Annotated in this window: 12 protein-coding genes, 1 tRNA gene and 1 pseudogene; 11 read left to right on the forward strand and 3 right to left on the reverse strand. The window is 69.1% G+C overall.

Translation table 11 applies throughout. The annotated features are described in order from the left end of the window. Positions 1-605 (reverse strand): annotated as a pseudogene (locus AC08OV_RS14790) (NlpC/P60 family protein); the annotation flags it as partial. A 672-nt stretch (positions 606-1,277) separates the two neighbouring features. On the opposite strand from AC08OV_RS14790, the gene AC08OV_RS14795 reads away from it, so the two are divergent. The 4 genes from AC08OV_RS14795 to AC08OV_RS14810 all read left to right on the forward strand — a co-directional run bounded on the left by AC08OV_RS14795 (position 1,278) and on the right by AC08OV_RS14810 (position 5,672). Then, positions 1,278-2,567, forward strand: coding sequence for an ammonium transporter (locus AC08OV_RS14795; RefSeq protein ID WP_476613746.1), 1,290 nt, complete (start codon positions 1,278-1,280; stop codon positions 2,565-2,567). Beyond that, positions 2,564-2,905, forward strand: coding sequence for a P-II family nitrogen regulator (locus tag AC08OV_RS14800; protein ID WP_011434886.1), 342 nt, complete (start codon positions 2,564-2,566; stop codon positions 2,903-2,905). The genes AC08OV_RS14795 and AC08OV_RS14800 overlap by 4 nt, the downstream gene beginning before the upstream one ends. 244 nt (positions 2,906-3,149) lie before the next feature. Then, complete coding sequence (locus tag AC08OV_RS14805) at positions 3,150-5,507, forward strand: [protein-PII] uridylyltransferase (RefSeq protein WP_476613747.1); 2,358 nt, start codon at positions 3,150-3,152, stop codon at positions 5,505-5,507. A 74-nt stretch (positions 5,508-5,581) separates the two neighbouring features. Continuing rightward, a tRNA-Ser gene (locus AC08OV_RS14810) sits at positions 5,582-5,672 on the forward strand. Between the two features lie 137 nt (positions 5,673-5,809). On the opposite strand, the gene lysS is transcribed toward AC08OV_RS14810, so the two are convergent. Further along, entirely contained in the window at positions 5,810-7,261 is a 1,452-nt protein-coding gene (gene lysS / locus AC08OV_RS14815; protein WP_476613748.1) for a lysine--tRNA ligase, read from the reverse strand. Between the two features lie 426 nt (positions 7,262-7,687). Here lysS and AC08OV_RS14820 point away from each other — a divergent pair, with 426 nt between their 5' ends. After that, positions 7,688-8,788, forward strand: a complete 1,101-nt coding sequence (locus tag AC08OV_RS14820) for a glycosyltransferase family 4 protein (RefSeq protein ID WP_476613749.1) — start codon at positions 7,688-7,690, stop codon at positions 8,786-8,788. Positions 8,789-8,894: 106 nt separating this feature from the next. Here AC08OV_RS14820 and AC08OV_RS14825 read toward each other — a convergent pair whose 3' ends face one another. After that, the gene (locus AC08OV_RS14825) at positions 8,895-9,299 is read right to left on the reverse strand and encodes a polysaccharide pyruvyl transferase family protein (RefSeq protein WP_476613750.1); all 405 of its coding nucleotides are present in this window, start codon (positions 9,297-9,299) and stop codon (positions 8,895-8,897) included. A 40-nt stretch (positions 9,300-9,339) separates the two neighbouring features. Here AC08OV_RS14825 and AC08OV_RS14830 point away from each other — a divergent pair, with 40 nt between their 5' ends. The 6 genes from AC08OV_RS14830 to AC08OV_RS14855 all read left to right on the forward strand — a co-directional run bounded on the left by AC08OV_RS14830 (position 9,340) and on the right by AC08OV_RS14855 (position 19,586). Then, entirely contained in the window at positions 9,340-10,101 is a 762-nt protein-coding gene (locus AC08OV_RS14830) for a hypothetical protein (RefSeq protein WP_476613751.1), read from the forward strand. 525 nt (positions 10,102-10,626) lie between these two features. Continuing rightward, positions 10,627-12,459, forward strand: a complete 1,833-nt coding sequence (locus tag AC08OV_RS14835) for a RyR domain-containing protein (RefSeq protein WP_476613752.1) — start codon at positions 10,627-10,629, stop codon at positions 12,457-12,459. A gap of 287 nt (positions 12,460-12,746) precedes the next feature. Continuing rightward, positions 12,747-13,820: a diguanylate cyclase domain-containing protein gene (locus tag AC08OV_RS14840; protein WP_476613753.1), complete on the forward strand. Its 1,074-nt coding sequence runs from the start codon at positions 12,747-12,749 to the stop codon at positions 13,818-13,820. Positions 13,821-14,028: 208 nt separating this feature from the next. Then, the gene (locus AC08OV_RS14845; RefSeq protein WP_476619797.1) at positions 14,029-18,909 is read left to right on the forward strand and encodes an FtsK/SpoIIIE domain-containing protein; all 4,881 of its coding nucleotides are present in this window, start codon (positions 14,029-14,031) and stop codon (positions 18,907-18,909) included. Then, the gene (locus tag AC08OV_RS14850) at positions 18,897-19,166 is read left to right on the forward strand and encodes a WXG100 family type VII secretion target (protein WP_011434876.1); all 270 of its coding nucleotides are present in this window, start codon (positions 18,897-18,899) and stop codon (positions 19,164-19,166) included. Before AC08OV_RS14845 ends, AC08OV_RS14850 begins: the two co-directional genes overlap by 13 nt. A gap of 132 nt (positions 19,167-19,298) precedes the next feature. Next, positions 19,299-19,586, forward strand: a complete 288-nt coding sequence (locus tag AC08OV_RS14855) for a hypothetical protein (RefSeq protein ID WP_476615105.1) — start codon at positions 19,299-19,301, stop codon at positions 19,584-19,586. The last annotated feature ends 651 nt before the right edge of the window (positions 19,587-20,237 follow it).

The following is a 20,237-nucleotide window of genomic DNA, read 5'->3' on the forward strand; positions in this document are numbered from 1 at the left end:
GTCGGGGCCGGGGTAGTCGGGGCCGCGGCGAACGCCCGGCCCGCGGTCGCAGCCGCGGCCGACTCCTTCCGATAACGGACCCGTTCGGCCGCGGCCTTCCTGGCCGCCGCCGCCGCGGCGGCGGCCTGCGCCGCCCTGCGGGCCCGCGCGGCGGCGGCCTGACGTTCCCTGGCCTGCCGTTCCAGCAATGCGTAGCGGGATTCGAGCCGCTGCAGCAGACTGCGCTGTTCGGCGGCGGACGCCTCGATGGACCGCTTCCGCGCGGCGAGCCGCATGACGATCTTCCTCTTGCCCGCGAGTGCCATGTCAGCGCTCCGGCGTGCCTCGGTGAGATCCCGACGCGCGAGCCGCAGGCCGGTGTCCGCCACACGTTGCCGGCGGGCCAGCGCATCGACCGTACCGGCCCGGTCGAGTACCTGTCGGGGGTCGCCGGTCAGCAGCAACGACAGTTGCCCGAATCCCCCGGCCCGATCCGCCGACACCGCCAACCCCCGATGTTTGTCCGCGGCCTGCCGTACAGCATCGTCAGCACGGTCGACCCGCCCGGCCGCGGCGGCCGCGGCCCGCTCGGCCTCGGCCAGCCGAATACGTTCGGCGTTGAACACCTCGGTGGCAATCGCCGTCTGACGCGTGGATTCGTCCAGCCGTACCCGGGTACCGTTGATCTCCGCCTGCAGACTCTCCAGGCTCCCCGGGCTCCCCGGGGCCGACCCGGAGGCCGGAGTCGCCGGCGCCGCCCAGGCGGATCCGGCAAACCCCCAGACAACCGGAGGCCCGGCGACGAGAATGCCGACCAGTCCGAGAACAATGGGCGCTCCGGCTTTCGGGCGCCATCCGGTCGGATCGTTCCCGGTCGGCTGGGGACCGTCGGTCGGGCCGGCGGCGGGAGTCTGCCTTGCGACGTGTTTCGAAGTTCGCTGGCCGAACCGGGATGGCGGGACAGCACGGGGACGGCGGGGCCCGGGGCGCGGTTCGCCGGCGCTATGCCAGCCCTCCGTGGGGACACTGCTCACACCGCCGGACGGTAACTCTATGCAGTTATACAGTCACGGAAGCACGCCGTGACGAGCGGAGAGTCTCCAAGTACCCACCGCCAGCCGACGAGATCGGGTCACAGGCCACCCAATTTAGCGATTTCACACGTCAGAAACAGCTAAGACATAGGTCGGGAACAGATCTTGCCGACTCTTCGGACCCGAGGATCCGGGACGAGCGCAGCGTGGCCGGGGACCGGGTGAGCGCAGTCCGCGCATCGCGCGGGGAATGACAGGAGAGACATGGACAAATTGAATTCGGGCGATACCGCGTGGATGCTCATCAGTTCCGCGATCGTGCTGTTCATGACGCCCGGACTGGCGTTCTTCTACGGTGGCATGGTCCGAGCGAAGAACGTGCTCGGAATGATCATGCAGAATTTTTTCTGCATCGGGATCGTCACGCTGATCTGGTCGGTCATCGGGTTCAGCGTCGCATTCGGCGAGGGTAACGGCTTCTGGGGCGGAATCGACTTCTTGGCGCTCCAGGACCTCTCCGGCAGCGACGGCGCGATCCCGTACGTCGTGTTCGTCGCCTTCCAGCTGATGTTCGCGATCATCACGCCCGCCCTCATCACCGGCGCGATCGCCGATCGGATGAAGTTCAGCGCCTTCGCGATCTTCATCCCGCTCTGGTCGCTGCTGGTCTACTCGCCGATCGCACACTGGGTGTGGGCGAGCAAGGGCTGGTTGTTCGAGCGCGGCGCGTTGGACTTCGCGGGCGGCACGGTCGTCCACGCCAACGCCGGTATCGCGGCGATCGTGCTGGCACTGGTCCTCGGCAAGCGGGCCGGTTGGCCGACCGGCGACTTCCGTCCCCACAACGTCCCGTTCGTTCTCCTGGGCACCGGCATCCTGTGGGTCGGATGGTTCGGGTTCAACGCGGGTTCCGCGCTGGGCGCCAACAAGGTCGCCGGGTACGCCCTACTCAACACCCAGATCGCGACCGGCGTCGCGATCCTCGGATGGCTCGCGGTCGAGCAGCTGCGCGACGGCAAGGCGACCACCCTGGGAGCCGCGTCCGGCGCGGTCGCGGGTCTGGTAGCCATCACCCCGGCCTGTGGTTTCGTCTCTCCGATGGGTTCGATCGCCGTCGGCGGCATCGCTGGCGTCGTCTGCGCCCTGGCCACCTCGATCAAGGGCAAGGTCGGCATCGACGACTCGCTCGACGTCGGTGCGGTCCACCTGGTCGGCGGTGTGCTCGGCGCCCTGCTGACCGGCCTCTTCGCCACTGTCGACACGAACGAGGCCGGCAAGGACGGCGTCTTCTACGGCGGCCCGTGGAGCGTCTTCGGGGAGCAGGCGCTCGCCGTCGGCGCGACGCTGGGCTACTCGGCCGTCGTGACGGCAATCATCGCTCTCGCCCTGAAGTACACCATCGGTCTCCGGCTGAACGCCGACGACGAGATCGCCGGCATGGACGAGGCGTTGCACGGGGAGACGGCGTACCGCTTCACGTCCATCGGCGGTAGCGGCTCGCTGCCCACGAGCAGCATCAGCCCCGTCAAGGTGCCCGAGGAGGCCCAGGCATGACCAAGCTCGTCACCGCCGTCATCAAGCCGTTCAAGGTCGACGACGTGAAGGCGGCGCTCGAGACCCTGGGCGTGCACGGACTGACGATCTCCGAGGTCCAGGGCTACGGCCGGCAGAAGGGCCACACCGAGGTCTACCGCGGCGCCGAGTACAAGGTCGACTTCGTGCCGAAGATCAAGATCGAGGTGGTCGTCGCGGACGGGGCGGTCGACGATCTGGTCGCGGCGATCACGTCGTCGGCGCAGACCGGCAAGATCGGCGACGGCAAGATCTGGGTCGTTCCGGTCGAGTCGGTGGTACGGGTCCGTACCGGCGAGCGGGGGGCGGACGCGCTGTAGTAGTGCCGGGCGTGGCAACGCCACCGCGGCACGGCTCCACCGCACCACCCGACTCCATCCATCACCGTTACCACGCACCACCCGGCACCACGCACCACCCGCGACACCGCACGATCCGGCACCACCCGAGACCACAGTTGCGCTGGTGCGCGTTTCTGTGTCCTCGGCTCGGCGCTCCGCTGGCCGTGATCGATCCAGATCCGAGATCGATCACGGCCAGACGGCCGAACGGAGGAGGACAGCCATGACGGACCGCCTGGAGATCCTCAAGGGCCGCTCCGAGCGCCTGCCCACGGCGACCGGCCCACGGCTGCGCCGCATCCTCACCGACCTCGCCGACCATGCCCTAGTCGACCTGTTCGGCGATCCCGGGCCGGGAATGGCCCTGGTGGCCGTCGGCGGCTACGGACGCGCGGAGCCCGCGTTCGGCAGCGATCTCGACCTCGTCCTCGTCCACGACGGCAAACAGAACGACATCTCCGCCGTCGCCGACGCGGTCTGGTATCCGCTGTGGGATTCGGGGGTGGGCCTCGATCACAGCGTGCGCACCGTCGACGAGGCCATCATGGTGGCCGACGGTGACCTTAAGGCCGCGCTCGGCCTGCTCGACGCCCGCCACGTCGCGGGTGACGCGACGCTGGCCACGCAACTCGCCCAGCGGGCTCGCGCCCGGTGGCGGTCCCATGCCCCGAAACGACTGCCCGAGCTCGCCGAGGCCGTCGCGGAACGGGCCGCCCGGCTCGGTGAGGTCGCGTTCCTGCTCGAACCCGACCTGAAGGAATCCCGCGGCGGGCTACGTGACGTCCATGCCCTGCACGCCCTCGCGGCGGCCTGGGTCGCCGAGTCCCCCTCCGAGCGGGTAACCGCCGCCGGTCAGGTGCTGCTCGATGCCCGCGGCGAGATCCGCCGGCTGAGTCGGGGACGAGCCCACGATCGGCTCCTGCTCCAGGACTCCGAGGCGGTCGCCACCATGCTCGGCTACGCCGACGCGCTCGCGCTCGCGCACGCGGTCGCCGACGCCGGACGCGCCATCTCCTGGACCTGGGACACCACCTGGTACCGGGTCGCGGCCGGCCTGCGGTCGGTGGCGCGGTGGCGCGGTGGCGGCCGGCGGCCAGCCCGCCGCCCCCTCGGCGAAGGGGTGGTCGACCAGGACGGCGAGGTCCAGCTCGCCCGGGACGTCGATCCGGCGAAGGACCCGGTCCTGGTGCTGCGGGCCGCCGCCGCGGCCGCACGAAGCGGGCTCCCGCTGGGCCGCTACGCCGTCGACCGGCTGGCCCGGGAGGCTCCACCGATGCCCGACCCCTGGCCTGACGCCGCCCGTGACGCGCTGGTTACGCTGCTGGCCACCGGCGACGCGGCCGTGGGGGTGCTGGAATCCCTCGACCAGGTGGGGCTGCTCGTCCGGCTCATCCCGGAGTGGGCGGCGGTGCGCAGCAGACCACAACGCAATCCCTACCACCGCTACACCGTCGACCGGCATCTGATGGAGGCCGCGGCGCGGGCCGCCGCGCACACCCGCGAGGTGGACCGGCCGGATCTGTTGCTGCTCGGCGCCCTCCTGCACGACATCGGTAAGGGCTTCCCCGGCGACCACACCGACGCGGGCATCGTGCAGATCGAACGGATCGGCCCCCGGCTGGGCCTGCCGCCCGAGGACGTTGACGTGCTTGTCGCCATGGTCCGCCACCACCTGCTTCTCGGCGAGGCCGCGACCAGGCGGGACATCGACGATCCCGGAACAATCGAGAGCGTCGCCGCGTCCGCCGGCAGCGTGCGGATCCTCACCCTGCTGCACCGACTGACTGAGGCCGACTCCCGGGCCACCGGCCCGACCGCGTGGAACGCCTGGAAGGCGCGGCTGATCGGTGACCTCGTCGAGCGGGCCCGGGCCGCCCTCGGCGGCGAGCGGGTCCCGTGTCCCCCGCACCTCGACGATCGGCAGCGTGACCTGCTCGCGCTGCCCGACGAGCACGTTGTCCAGGTCAATCCGCTGCCGGACGAGGGCATGTTCGAGATCGTGGTGGTCAGCGCCGACCACGTCGGACTGCTGGCGATCATCGCTGGTGTCCTTGCGCTGAACCGGTTGGACATCCGGCGGGCCTCGGCCCGGAGGAACGGCGGTCGGGCGCTGCTGCAGGCCGCCGTGGCCGCGCCGCACGGACGGGTACCGGAGCCGGCGCGGCTGCTCGCCGACCTGCGGGCCGCGCTCGCCGGCACCCTCGACGTCGCCGGTCGGCTCGCCGCCCGGGAACGCGACTACGCCGGGGCCAAGCGGTGGACCACGCCCGGCGCACCTCAGGTGATCTTCGATGACGACCTGGGATCGATGACCGTGATCGAGGTACGCGCCCCCGACCAGGCCGGCGTGCTGTACCGGATCGTACGGGCGCTGTCCGGGTTGCGACTCGATGTCGCCACCGCCATCGTCGCGACCCTCGGACTAGACGTGGTGGACGCCTTCTACGTGCGGGAGGCCGATGGTGGTCCGGTGGCGGACGGCGGACGGCGCCGTGAGATCGCGGACGCGATCCTCGCGGCCCTGGGACCGATGGAACCCATGGACCGCGCGGAACCGGCCGGCCGGACCACACAGACGTGATCCAGCCCGCCGGGATCCGCTCGGACCGAGCGTCAGCACCGTCGTGGGAGACGCTATGATGAGCAGGCACGTTGGGAGGCTTCGCCTAGTCCGGTCTATGGCGCCGCACTGCTAATGCGGTTGGGGGCATACACCCCCTCCGGGGTTCAAATCCCCGAGCCTCCGCATCGACCAGGCGTTTTGAACGTATGTTCGGGACGCCTGGACAATTTCAAGATCATGCATGTCTAGTCGGCGGCAGTGGCCTCGGCGGGACCACGGACGGGCGAGTCGAAACGAGGGAATCCCACGGGCCGGGGCCGTCACAGGTCATCTTCGACGGGGGCTGTCTGGTCTTTGTGGGCGCCGCGCATGGTGGGGAAGAGGACGACATCGCGGAGGGTCGGGGCGTCGGTGAGCAGGGCAACGAACCGGTCGATGCCGAGCCCGAGGCCGGACATCGGGGGCATCCCGTATTCCATGGCCTCGATGAAGTCCTCTTCGAGCATCATGGTCTCGTCGTCGCCAGCCTCCCGCAGCGCGGCCTGTTCCTCAAGCCGCTGCCGCTGTTCGGCGGGGTCGACGAGTTCGGAGTAGGCCTTGACGATCTCCACGCCGTTCACCACGACCTGGAACATGTCAAGCGCGGTGGGGTCGGTGTCGCTGCGCCGGGCCAGCGGGACTAGTTCCGCCGGGTGGTGCACGAGGAAGCACGGCTGGACGAGATCGGGTCGGACCGTCTTCTTGTAGAGCAGGTCTACCAGGCCGGCGTAGGACGGGGAGGTCCCGACGTCCAGGCCGAGTTCGGCCACCCGGGCGCGCAGAGCGGGAAGATCACGGACGACGGTGAGGTCGATGCCGGTGCGCCGCTCCACCTCGGCCCGGTAGTCGATCTCCGGCCAGTCGGTGCCGAAGTCGAGCTTGACACCCTCGTAGGTAACCGCCCGGGTGCCGAGGACGTCGTCGAGGACCGTGAGGATCAGTTCGCGGACGAAGGCCATGTTGTCGTGGTAGTCCCAGTAGGCGGCGTACCACTCCAGCATCGTGAACTCCTGGAGGTGCGAGGAGTCCATGCCTTCGTTGCGGAAGTTGCGGCCGAGTTCGTAGACGCGGTCGTAGGCGCCGACGACGATCCGCTTGAGATAGGTCTCGGGGGAGATCCGCAGGTAGAAGTCCTCACCGAGGGCGTTATGCCTGGTGATGAACGGGCGGGCCGCGGCGCCGGACGCTGCCTCTTGCAGCATCGGGGTTTCGACTTCGAGGAAGTCGTTGTCGTCAAGGAAACGCCGAATCCGCCTGATGATGTTCGCTCTGGTCTGGAAGCGTTCCCGGGACTCGGCGTTGACGAGCAGGTCGAGGTAGCGGCGGCGGTAGCGGGCCTCGACGTTGGACAGGCCCTGCCACTTGTCCGGAAGGGCACGCACGGTCCGGTTCAGCACCGTCATCTCGGAGATGGCGACGGTCCGTTCGCCGCGGCGGGTGGTGTAAAGGCTGCCGGCGACCCCGACGAAGTCGCCGATCTTCACAGCCCGGGACCATTCCTTGACGACCTCGGCACCCAGATCGGTCTTGGACAGGGAAACCTGCACCCGGCCGCTACGGTCCTGGAGATGCCCGAAGATCAGCCCGCCCATACGGCGCCACAGGACCACGCGGCCGGCGAGACGGACAGCCGTCCCGTCGGGAGCGGCTGCGGCATCGGCCGCGACCGCGTCGGTCCGGTAGCCGGACCGCGGCCCCGCCACCTCGGTTACCCCGGACTCCTCGATCGACATCAACACACCCTCTTGCCGCAGAAAGCACCAGCTAGCCACGAGGGTGGCGTTGCGTGAACGCTCCCGGGCGGGCCAGGCGACGGACCGCCATCCTGTAGATGACTGCTCCAGAGATGACTGCTCCAGCCTACCGACCCTCAGCGAACCACAGCCGGCGTAGGTCATCCTGATAGTGGTCGATCGTGGCTTCCGCGAGATGCCGGGCACGGCCAGCTCCATGATCGCGAAACGCTCGGACGCCGACGCGGCCAGGGGCCGCAGGGCTTGTTCCTTTGACGGCGGGTATCACGATTGGTGGCGGGTATCACGACAGTCAAACGCTCTTCTGCGCCTTGTTTTGTTCATATACGTCCGGACATGTTCTCCGCTGGGTTGGGTGTGACCGGGTTGGGTTCGACAGGTTGAGGTGAATAGGGTGGTCATCGCGTGAAGGTGCTGCTCTACACCGACACAGCCGGCCGTGGGGGCGCCGAGATCAGCCTGGGCAATCTCGCGGCGGCGGCGGATCCGGGCCTGGACGTCCAGGTTGCCGGTTCCGACGCCGGGCTGGTCGAATGGGTCGCCGGCCGTCGGCGCGGCGGCGCGTCCGTCCATGTCGTGCGCGGGGGGACTGGCGCGCACGTGCGGCTGCTGCGCCGGGTACGCCCCGACGTCCTGCACGTCAACCGGTGTGTGCCGTGGGCGTGCGCGCCGATGCTGGCCGCCGGTCTGGCGGCCGGAGTGGCCGGTTGCGATCTGCGGGTCGTCGCCGTCGATCAGCTTCCGCTGCGGACGACTGACCTGCCGCTGCTCCTGCGGACCAGGGCGCTGTCGCGGCGGGCGGACGCTCGGGTCGCCGTGGGAGCCGGCAGCGCGCGACGGGTGGAGGACTTCTACGTCCTGGGACGCGGTTCGGTGTGCAGCATCCCGAATGGTGTCCCCGACCTCGGCGCCCCGCCGCACCGGCCGGCCAGGCCGGGCCCGATGGTGGTAGGTAGCCTCGGCCGGCTCGATCGGATGAAGGGCTATGACGTGCTCATCGCCGCTCTGGCCACGATAGACGGGGCGAACGTGGTTGTCGTCGGTGACGGGGCCGAGCGCCGCCAGCTGATCGAACTCGCGGCGGCCAGCGGGGTGGCCGACCGGTTCGCCCTCGCCGGCTGGTCCGACGCGGCGCGCGGCGCCCTAGCCGGCTTCGACGTCTTCTGCCTGCCGTCCAGGACGGAGGGCTTTCCGCTGGCGATCGTCGAGGCGATGCTATCCAGGCTGCCGGTGGTGGCGACAGCGGTCGGCGGCGTCCCCGAAGCAGTGATCGACGGCGAGACCGGGCTGCTCGTGCCCGCTGGCGACCCGGCCGCCCTGGCCGCTGCGCTGTGCCGGTTGCGGGATGATCCGGTCCTGCGCCACCGGCTGGGGGAACGGGCACGGCAGGCGGCCGTGAGCACCTTCACCGACCGCCAGATGGCCCGCGCCTACCTCACGCTCTGGGAACGGTGCCGCTCACAGCCGCGGGCCTCTCGCCTGCGGCCCGAACCGCCGCGCCCATGACCCTGAACTGACCGCGGATTCGGGAACTGACGGAAATCCACGAACTGACCACACATCCAGCTCAGGCTTCGCCGGACCTCGTGCCCGGACCGGACCCCGCTCCGGCTCAGTGTGGCTCTCCAGTGGCGTCCGGCAGGCCGCGGCGAGCCAATGCCATCAGCTCCGGCCAGGCGGCCCGCAGGTTGCGGCGCAGCGCGGGCGCCTGCGCGAGAACGGTGCGGAGCACATCGGCGAGACGCTCGCCAGCACAGGCCTGGGCGGGTTCGAGTTCACACCATGCCGGCAGCCTCGCGCTTTCCAGCGGGCCCGAGAACTTGTCCTGGTAGCCGACCGCCAGAGGGGGGACACCCTGGCTGATCGCCGCAACCGCCAGATGCATCCGACCGGTGAGGACCATGTCCACCGCACCTACGAGTGCCTTGGCTCCGGCCGGTCCGGCGTCGGTGTGCAGCACGTGGGCACGTCCGGGTTCCCGCTCGTCCAGCCGGCGGTGCAGCCGCTCGGCGAGCATCAGATCGCCTTGTTCCCCGCGCCGGCGCCCCACCGGGCTGGTGGAGATCCGGCTCGAGCAGGAAAGCCAGCTCGGCGACCAGTTCGGCGGTGATGCCGAGCGTGGCCAGCCGGACCTGGGAGTGCGGGTCCCGCGCGCACACCCGCACATGTCCGCTCAGGCAACGCAGCGCGCGGGCTGCGGCCGGATCTGCCTGTGCCCGCCAGCTGTGCCCCAGCAGGGTGACCTGGGCGCCGGCGTGCAGGCTCAGCGCGGCCAGCTGCGCGTAGCGGACCGCGAGCTCGGCACCGTAGGCTCCGTCCAGGATGTCCGCACCGAGGATGTGGACCTCGGTGACCGATGCGAGCAGCGGAACCATGCCCAGCCACGCATCCCAGGCGGCCGCGCCCCGTGCCAGCAGCACCGGTTCCAGATCTCCTGCGGGAGCCGTCCCCAGCGTGCGCTGCCAGGATGGGGCGCCGACGTCAACGTAGCGGCAGTACGCACCGTGCCGGGCTGCAAGCGCCGCCCAGGCGACACGCATCATGGCCTCATCCCCGAGGCTGCCCCAACCGGCCGGTGGCACCAGCAGGGCTGCCGGCCGAGCGCCGCCCGCCCGCAGCTCCGTCGGGGGCCACCCCCGCTCGCCGGCAAGGTCCCGGAGCAGGGTGGCAGGGCCGCACCCGGCGCTACCCTCGTAGCTGCCACTTTCAGGAACGATTCGCCCCGGCCTGTGAGCGGCCTCGTCACCAACCACAGAGAACACCCTTCCGTCATCCCCGCCCGATTCATCGAGGAGTACCTACCCAATACCTGTGAGTGATGGCTGGCGTTGCGCCACTCGCGTTATCCTGACCCGGCCGGGTAGCGATCAGGTATGGCTGATGGGGACGTTTCGGGTATGACTGGCGGGGACGTTCCTGACGGCAACCGGGCAAGGCGGCATGCGCCGCGCGGTGGTCCGGAACCATCGGCTCAGACCGGGACCAGCAGCGCGGCTCAGGCCGGGACCAGGTGAGCACGGCACCCGCCAGGCCAGGGTGGCCGCTTCCGCCGGCTCCTGCCGGGCACCGGTGAGAGGGGTGCGTGTGAGTGCAGCGCCGCGTGCCGCGGAAGGGGGCCATGCCCGGCGAGTCGCCGGCCGCCGGCCGCCGTCGATTCACCCGCTGAATCCTCACCCCGGCGGACATCGATTCCGTTACTTTCCCGGTCGTCGGAATATCTTGTCGATGAATATCAGGGAGAGATCAATCACGGGTCCGGCTCCCCAACTAAACCTCCCGATGTCCGGTCCCCGGGCCTGGCTGAACTGTTGGCCGGCGGAGGAGACAGGAGGCTGGTAGGCACCGTGTTCTATGATGTTCTGCTGATCATTTTTCGGAACATGGAAGGCGCCGTGGCAGTCGTTTCCTCCCGGATGCGCCACCCGGTGCGGACCGTCCGCTGGATGTTCAACGGACTGTTCCAGCCGCCCGCCGGCTGGCGACGCCTATGCCTGCTTGCCGCGGTTTCAGCATTCAGCCTGGGGGCGGTCGGGCTTTGGCAGATGTCCCGAAGCCCCGGCGCCGGCCTCAGCGCCACCGACATCGCCTACGGCAGCCTGGGGCTTTTCTTCGTCCAGCCACCGGACCTGCCCAATGATGTCGGTCTCCCGATCTCCTTTGAGATCGCCCGCTTCCTGGCGCCTACGGCCACTGCTTATGTACTCGCGGATGCGCTGGTCAAACCGATGGCCGCCCTCCAGGCCACGCTGTCCCGGGGGCACGCGGTCATCTGTGGCAGCGGACCGACGGCGCTTGCCTTCGCGGAACGCCTGCGGGCCGCGTCCCGCCAGGTTGTACTGATCGATGACGCCGACAGTATCGAAATCGCGGAACATGCCCGCCGTCTAGGTCTGGTCCTGCTACGAGGAGATGCGCGTCGCGAGGATGTGTTACGGCGGGCTGGCGTGGCCCGGGCCGACCAACTGTACGTGTGTGGGACTGCGTCCGGATATAACGCTGCTGTCGTCGCGGCGGCGGAGCAGGTGTCACGCCAGCGCCACCGCCCGCTGACATGCTACGCGGAGGAGTCGGATCCTGACGTGCTCGACGCCCTGTGGACGCTTCTGCTCGGCAGGGAACACATCGGTCATCTCACGGTCGAGTTCTTCAACACCGCCCGTCTCGGTGCAGGTCTTCTGCTCGACGACGAACGGATCGCGTTCGCGCCCCCCGGTCTGTCCGTCGTGATAGTGGGCATGGGCCCGTTCGGCCGGGAGCTGCTCCTGGAACTCGCGCGGCGCCGCAGAGAGGTAGGTGCGACGTCGCGGATGCAGGTGACCCTCATCGACAAGAATGCCAGCGGTGTACTGAGGCTGCTGCAGACCCGCTATGGCCTCGTCGAGGCGACGATAGACACCACCTGCCAGGATACGGGTTCCGACGAGGTCGACCTGAACACTCTCCTGGATGGATACGCCCCGGAAGGTACCATGCAGTTGGTGTTCATCTGCTACGAGGACGAGGAACTGGCGTTACGCAAGGCTCTTGCGGTTTCCCGGCTGCCCGGACACCGCAAGGTGATCGTTCGGGTGGACCGCATGACCCCCTTCGGGCAGGCCTTCGGTAGCGGTGACGGCGCGCGACCGCTGGACATCCTCTACCGCGGCCTCACCGTTTTTCCGCTGCTGGACCGCGTCTGCGATCCCGACCAGCTACAGGATCCCCAGGTCGAACAGCTCGCCAAAGGAATACACCGGGACTACTGTCGGCGGCGGATGGAAGCCGGCGAAAGACCGGAAGAAAACCGCGCGCTCGTCGCCTGGGAAAATCTCTCGGAGGACTTTCGCAACGCCAACTACGAACAGGCCCGCGACATCCGCCGGAAACTCGATATGATCGGCTGCGGAATCGTTGCCGGCACTGTCCGGGACGATCCCTTTTCTTTCAATGTGACCGACGCGCAGCACAACGAGGTTGAAATTCTCGCGAAGCGAGAACACGAGCGGTGGATGGTCGAGCGCCAGGCTAACGGGTGGCGGTACGGACCCCACCGGGACAACGATCGAAAAACTCATCCCATGCTTGTGCCGTGGGATGGCCTTGATGCCCCTAGTCGCGAGAAGGACCGCGAGACCATCAGGCTGATACCGATGATTCTGGCCGAGGCGGGATTCCATATTGTCCGTCGCCGCAGCTGACCGGCTGACCGGCTGCAGCCACCCTCGCCCAGCGGAGTCACTATCCGCCCGCACCCGCCGCACTCACCCAACCCCCACTCCGCACGCCGGTCAGCAAAAACGAAAACACGTATACGAGGAGGCCGGGATGATCGGATTGATCTCACCACAGCAGTCCCGCCCGGCCGCGGGAGCGCGTGACTCGTCGCTCCCACGGCAGACCCACCCGTGTCCAGTACCGCAAGGCAGGTACGTCCAACTCACCTACCCGGCCACCCCTGGACCGGCAGTCGGAAGGAACCAGCTCGGTGCTGACCGACGACGTCGCGGTGGCCGTCCTTGACTCCCTCCCCTTGTCGGTCGCCGTGCTCAGCCCGGAGGGAACGGTGACCCGCCTCAACGAGGCCTGGCGCCGCAATGCCGCCACCGGGGTGGCCCTGCTCCCCGTCCGGCCGGGCATCAGCTGGTTGGCGGCATGCGACAACGCGGCCAACTCAGCGGCTCGATCAGCGGCTCGATCAGCGGCTCGGCCGGCGGCTCGGCCGGCGGAACGAGCCACAGCCCGACCCGCGACCCTGTTGGCCGCCGCGGCGCTCGCCGATCCGGCTGCCCCGGTGCGGGCACTGGCGATCCTGTCCCGGCAGATGATCGACCGACGACGCAAGCAGGCCCGGATCGAGATCCCGAAACCGACACCACATGGTTATCGTTGGCTCGACGTACGCCTGCGCCCGCTGATCCGTGGTGACGGTCTGATCGTCGTCGTCGTCGACGACGTCACCGAGCGACACCAGCGGGAGGAGGAGCTGCGGCATCACGCGTCGACAGATGCGACAACCGGGCTAGTGAACCGCACGGGGCTGCGCGCGCTTCTCGCTGCCCGACTGGCCGCGGGCCCGCCGGACACTGTGACCACCGTGGCGCCCGGAACAACCCCCGGACACGCCCTGCCAGCCGCCGCCGGCACGGCCATCACAACAGGCACGGCCAAAACCGGGAACAACCGCGGAACGGCCGTTCTCTTCCTTGACCTGGATGCATTTCGTCGAGTCAATTTCTCCTTCGGCTATCCGACGGGCGATGCCGTTCTGGATGCCGCCGCCCGCCGCTTTTCGAAGGTACTCCACCCCGGCGACCTTCTCGGGCGCTGGGGCGGGGACGAGTTCGTCATCGTCACCGGACCCGTTACCGCAGCCGAGGCCGCGACCCTGGCCGAGCGGCTCATCTCCTCCCTGGACGAACCGCTGGACGTGCACGGTCATCGGATCAGCATGTCAGTGAGCGTCGGAGTGGCCTGTCGGCCGGGCCGTCTCCGACCGGCCAGACGCGCTCACCCGAACCTGCGCTCGGTTTCCCGATCCCGGCCGACGCTGCCGAGGTGAGTGACGCCATGGTGGAGCTGGCGGGTGCGGAGGTGATGCGCACCCGGGCGATGGCACGCACGGCCGGGCGGGAGCATCATCCTTGCGACTCGCCATGAGTCGTCATGGTGGTTTCTGCGCCACCACATATTTCGACCACAACACCAAGTAGAAGAACTCCCCGTCGGCCCGTCCCGCTCCCCGCTTTTCCACGCCGTATCTTCCATACATGCGCTTCACCCTCACCGTCCTCGATGCCACCCGGAATTCCAGCACGGACGTACTACTGACCGCAGCCCCGGAAACCCCGCTCCGTGCGGTGGCCGGGGCGATGGCCGCCGCTGTCCGCCCGCATCGGCGTACTCCCACACTGGCGCGGGCCGGGCCCTCGATCAACGTCTCCGGTACCGTCCGTCCACTCGACCCGGAGGCGACCCTGGCCTCCTCGCCGCTGCGGGAGGGTGCGGTGGTGAGCCTTGATGCCGCGGTGTCCCGGCGGGTCCGCGGGACGGGTCTGGTCGACATGATGATCATCGGTGGGCCCGGGGCGGGCGACATTCATCACCTGCCGGCGGGTGAGTTCACCGTCGGCTCGGGACCCGGCTGCACTATCACGCTGGGGGGTCACAGCAGCGACGAGCCCGCGCTGACCATCCGGGTCGAGGTCGGCGGTCGGTGCACCGTCACAGCCGGTCCGGGCGCGGCCGTCGTCGGCGACCACCCATCGTCGCCTGCCGGCACCATCCTGGCCGCGGTGCGGATCGCCCCGGTGACGTTGCTGCTCGTGCGGCCCGCACCGCTCACGGTGCTGACCCGCCCGTCCGTCTCCGCTCCTGGCATGCTCGACGTCAACCGTCCGCCTCGCCTGCATCCGCTGGAGCGGGAGTCCGTCTTCGTCCTGCCGGCCGCACCCGCCGAACCCCGCCGTGTCCCGGTCCCGGTCCTCACGACGGTGCTGCCGCTCGTCGCCGCCCTAGGCATGGCTGCCCTGCTGCGGACAGTCTACGTTCTGCTCTTCGCGGTGCTGGCGCCGGTGAGCCTGGTCGCCTCCGTGGTGAGCGGCCGACGGCGGGAGGGTCGGGAGTTCCGTGCAGCCATGGCCCGCTACCGACAGGAGCGGGACGACGTCGAGGCCACTGCTCGTGCCGCGCTCGCGGCGGAATGCACCGAGCGTCATCGCAACCACCCCGATCCGGCAAGCCTGCTCGCCACCGCTCAGGGACCGACTGCGACGCTGTGGGAGCGGCGTCGCCATGACCCCGATCACCTGCATCTGAGGTTCGGCACGGCCGACCTGCCAAGCAGGGTCCGGACCACGGACCCCTCCCCTGTAGCCGTCACGCCCCGGCAGCCCCCGGCCTGGGTCGCTCCCGATGTCCCCGCCGTCATCGCTCTAGCCGAGCGGGGAGTGCTCGGCGTCACCGGTCGGGGCATGTTGCCGCAGCTTCTCGGCAGCTGGCTCGTCATCCAGGCCGCTGTCCTGCACAGCCCTCGCGATCTCCGGATTTGCCTGCTGATCGGCTCCACAGGCTTCGTCGATGCCTGGCGATGGATCCGCTGGCTGCCGCACTGTCGGCCGTTGGTACAGGAGAAGACCATTTTCGTCGGAGCCGACGAGGTCAGCCGCTCCCGCCGGATCGCCGAACTGACATCCTTGATCGAGAGTCGCTGCGCCCATCCGCCCGAGGCGCCCAGATCCGACCCCGACATCCTGGTCGTGCTGGACGGGGCCCGGATACTGCGCTCCGTTCCCGGAATGACGACGGTGCTACGCGACGGACCGGCGGTCGGCATCCACGTCATCTGCCTGGAGGCCGACGTCCGGGACCTTCCGCCCGAATGCCGAGCCGTTGTCGAACAGGACGGCGACGAGTTGTTGATGCGGCAGGACCGGTCAGCCGTGATCAGACACGTCTGCCCAGACCTCATCGGTCTCACCGGCCGGCCCGGTCTCACCGACCATGCCGGAGCACCGACCGTCGATGCCGCGGGACTGGCCTCCGCGGCCGGCTGGTGTGAGTCGGTCGCCAGAGCCCTGGCGCCGCTGCGCGACGCCGGTGACGACGACTCCGAGAGCCTTCCCTCCGCCGTCCGACTCCTGGACATCCTCGGCGCCGACCCACCCACGCCGAAGGTGATCCAAGATTTCTGGTCATCGGTGCCGCAGCCGCCCCGGGGCACGGCGAGCAGGGCGGTACCAGTCGGGATCGGTGAGGGTGGGAGGTTCACGATCGATCTCTCTCGCGACGGGCCACACGGGCTGGTCGCTGGCACGACCGGGGCGGGAAAGTCCGAACTGCTGCAGACGATCATTGCTGCGCACGCCGTAATGTACCGCCCGGACGAAATGATCTTCGTGCTGGTCGACTACAAGGGAGGCAGCGCGTTCGCCGAGTGCGCCGCTCTTCCCCACACCGTCGGTATGGTCACCGACCTCGATCCGCACTTGGTCCGACGCGCGCTGAGCTCGCTCACCGCCGAGCTTCGCAGACGGGAACGGATGTTGGCCGCGGCCGGAGCGAAGGACCTCGACGCCTTTCGACGTCTGCTCCCTCATCCCATCGGGCGTCCGACGATTCCCCGCCTGCTTCTGGTCGTCGACGAATTCGCCACGCTAGCCCGCGAACTACCCGAATTCGTCGCCGGATTGGTCAACCTGGCCCAACGCGGACGGTCGCTCGGGATCCATCTCCTGCTGGCCACCCAACGCCCCGCGGGGGTGGTGTCACCGGAGATCCGGGCGAATACGAACCTGCGCATCGCGTTGCGGGTCACCGATGCGGCGGAGAGCGAGGACGTCGTCGGCTGCCCGGACGCTGCTCTGATCAGTCCGGCCACCCCCGGTCGGGCGGTGGTACGCACCGGCCCGGGCATCACGACAGCCGTTCAGACCGGGTGGATCGGTGGACCGGATCCGGTCACCAGACCAGGCGGAGACGGCTCGTCCGGAATCCCTGCGCCCAGGGTCACCCCGCTACCGTGGCCGGAACCGGGTGACGCTCCACGTCGGGATGCCGACACGTCCCAGGCGGTGCCGGCGCCATCGTACGGACCGCCGTCGGAAGACGTGTCCCTGGCAGAGCCGCGCACCGACCTGGCTGCTCTGGTCTCGGCAGTACGGGAGGCCTCGACGAGGCTCGGGATCCCTCCGATACCCAGTCCGTGGCTTCCCCCGCTCCCTGAGCGGATTACCCTCGACGCCCTCGTCGGGGCGACCGCCGGCCGCACCGACCCGAGCGGCCGCACCAGCCCGAGCGACCACACCATCGCCGCGGATGGCGACGGTCACCATCCGGCGGGCTCCAGCGGACGCCCTGGGCTCCACGCGGACGGTCTCGTTCGGCTCCCTCCCGTTGCCATTGGGCTGTCCGATCACTGTGACCGTCAGCTTCAGCTGCCCTTCACGATCGATCTGGAACACGGCGGCCACCTCATGATCGTCGGATCGCCACGAACCGGGCGCTCGACCGTGTTGCGCACCGCTGCCGGCGCCCTCGCCACCGCCCTGCCCGTCGGCGAGCTCCATCTCTACGGACTGGACTGCGGCGGCAACGCCCTGGCACCCCTCGCGGACCTGCCGCACTCCGGTGCCGTGGTGAGCCGGGACGATCCCGAGCGGGTCACGAGGCTCCTCGCCCGTCTGGCCAACGAGATCAGCGAACGGCAGACGATCCTCTCCCGGAAAGGCTTCATGGATCTTGCCGAGGCCCGACGGTCGTGGCGGCCGTCCCCCGGCGATGCGGGCGACGCCATGCGCCCATCGCCGTACCTGGTGCTGCTCGTCGACAGGTTCGAAGGATTTCTGGCCGCCTTTGAGGACGTCGACGGAGGGATACTCGTCGACCAGCTTCTGCGGCTGTTGCGCGAAGGTCAGGCGGTGGGCCTACGAGTGATCATCACTACCGATCGACGAGGGTTGATCGGGCGGCTGGCGTCGCTCGTCGACGAACGACTACTCCTGCGGATGGCCGACCCTTCCGACTACGCGCTCGCTGGCCTGTCCCCCTTCGACATGCCCGGGACGCTGTCCGCCGGACGTGGGGTCGCGGTCGGAGGCCGGTTCCCCAGTCCCGTGGAGACACAGATCGCGCTGCTCGACGCGGACCCCACAGGCCAGGCTCAGGTTGCGGCACTGCAGGCGGTGGGCTCTCGGGCGATGTCCCAGGCGGGCCGATCTGTGGAGGTGTCGCGAAGGCCGCCGGAGCGCTTCGATCGTCGTCCCTTCCGGATCGACGCGCTGCCCTCCCTCGTCACATCCGAGCAGATGGAACGCGCGCCCGGGCGGTCGCGGAGATCCGCGGCGGCGGCCATGCGCCCAGAAAATCGATCTTCGCTGCACGTGCCGATCGGAATCGGAGGGGACGAGCTGGAGATCGTCGAGGTAGATCTGGATACCGACGGCCCCGGTTTCATGATCAGTGGCCCGCCACGGTCCGGGCGCAGTTGCGTTCTACTCACGCTGGCGTTGTCACTCCTCACCGATGGTGCCCGAATCGTCGCGTTGACGCCGCGTCCGTCTCCCCTTCGTTCCCTCGCCCACCGGCCCGGCGTCGTCGCCGTCCTGGACGGGACCATGAACCTCGTGGAGGAGGCGGGAAGCGACGGCACCTGCCGTCGCGGCGGCCGCGGGCGGGGGGAGTCAGCCGTCACGCCGGAGACCCGTCGGACCGACACCATCCGGTCGCTGACCGACCTGCCAACCGGCCTGTCAGGGGACGAACCTCTGGTCGTCCTCGTCGACGACGCCGAGCTGGTCGGTGAACGGGCCGCGGCCGAGCTGGCGGCCTTCTGGCAGGCCGCACGCGACGGCGACGGCGTGTTGATCGTCGCCGGTACGACCGAGGAGCTGCTGGGCCAGTACCGCGGATTCCTCGTCGACGTCCGCCGCGGTGGGTACGGGCTGCTCCTGGCCCCGGGGCGGCCGAGCGACGGCGAACTGCTCGGAGTCCGGCTGTCCCGCACGATCGGCGGCCCCGCGCCTCCAGGTCGCGGGGTGCTGGTGCGCCGCGGAGCCGTCCTTCCCGTCCAGGTCGCCTGTCCCCCGATATCCGACCTGCTCGCGTCCCCCTCTGCTCGAGTCCCGAGAGGAACAATGCCGTGCGAACCGTGACCACACCGGCGGCCCAACAGGCGGCCGGGCGGATGAGCCGACAGCTACCCGATCTGCAGGCAACCACGACAAATCTGATCAATCATGGCAACACGTTGGCGGACCCGCGAAACTGGGAGGGCCCGAAGGCGCAGGTTTTTCGTGCTCAGGTCTGGCCGGAGGTGCAGAGCGCGCTGACCGACCTGCGGACGAACCTCGCCGAGCTCGCCCGCGGCATCACCGAGATCAACCGCCGAACCGCCGCGGCCGGAAGCTGACGGACCACCCCCGGGACCGCCCCTCCCGGGACCACTGTCCGCCGCGCCGTTCGCTCTCTTCCATCTCTTCCATGCCATCGAGGCGCTTTGCCGCCGAGACGGCCGTCCAGATCCCCGCCACCGGAGCACACTATGACCCAGCCGTCCGATGTCACCGTCCGTAGCACGCCACAAGCCGTGACCGCTATCGCCGATCTCACCACGATCATCAACGGCCCGCTGCTCACCCATTTCGACGAGCTCCGCGCCGCGGCGAAGGTACTGATCGACCCGGAGAACTGGGACGGTCGTAGCGCGGTCGATTTCCGGACCACCGTCTGGCCGGGATACGACCGGACCCTCACCGAACTGCACACCCAGCTGGATCAGCTACGTGCGCGGCTCGCCGAGATTCAGAACGAGATCCAGAGTGCCGGATGACCGGGCCAGTCCGGGGTCGGTCCGGCCTCGGTGTGGCCAGCGCCGGTGTTCCGCGGATACGGGAATGGACAAGGTAGTCGATCGAAGGTAGGCCTGCCCTGGTACGCCGCGACACTGGACACTTTTGGAGGTAACTCAACGTAAGAATAAATTTGAACATTTAGTACTAGAATGGCATTAGATGCCCACCTTGGGTAATAAACTGTGGATCTTTCATCTCGAAATTTCCTCTACGCGACCGCACTGGTACGATTACAACGAGTTTGTCCCTCTGTCGCCGTCCAGGCACAGCAGCGCGAGGAGGCCGGGTGCTCACTGCACGGGATCGGCGTGCGGACATCCAGGCAGTTCGGCGCCGCTCTCACGAGTCCCCTCGGCTCGCCCCGGTCCAGAGCCTGGAGCGCCGGCATCCACGGCGGAGACATGCCGTCGACCGGATCCAGGTAATGGTCACAAGAAGGTCAGGGAACTGCTGCTTCGCCCTGGAAACCGGTCTCCAGCGACCTAGCATGAGCGCCACGCAACCGGGCACGAGGCCGTGCCCGGCGTGCCCATGCGCCCGACCCTGCGCCTGATCGGGGAGGTTCATGTCCACGCCGCTCCCGCCACCATCGACACCACTTCGATCCGCGCGGCCGTCCTCGCCGCCGG

This window comes from Frankia sp. CeTa3Moorea (assembly GCF_978021225.1).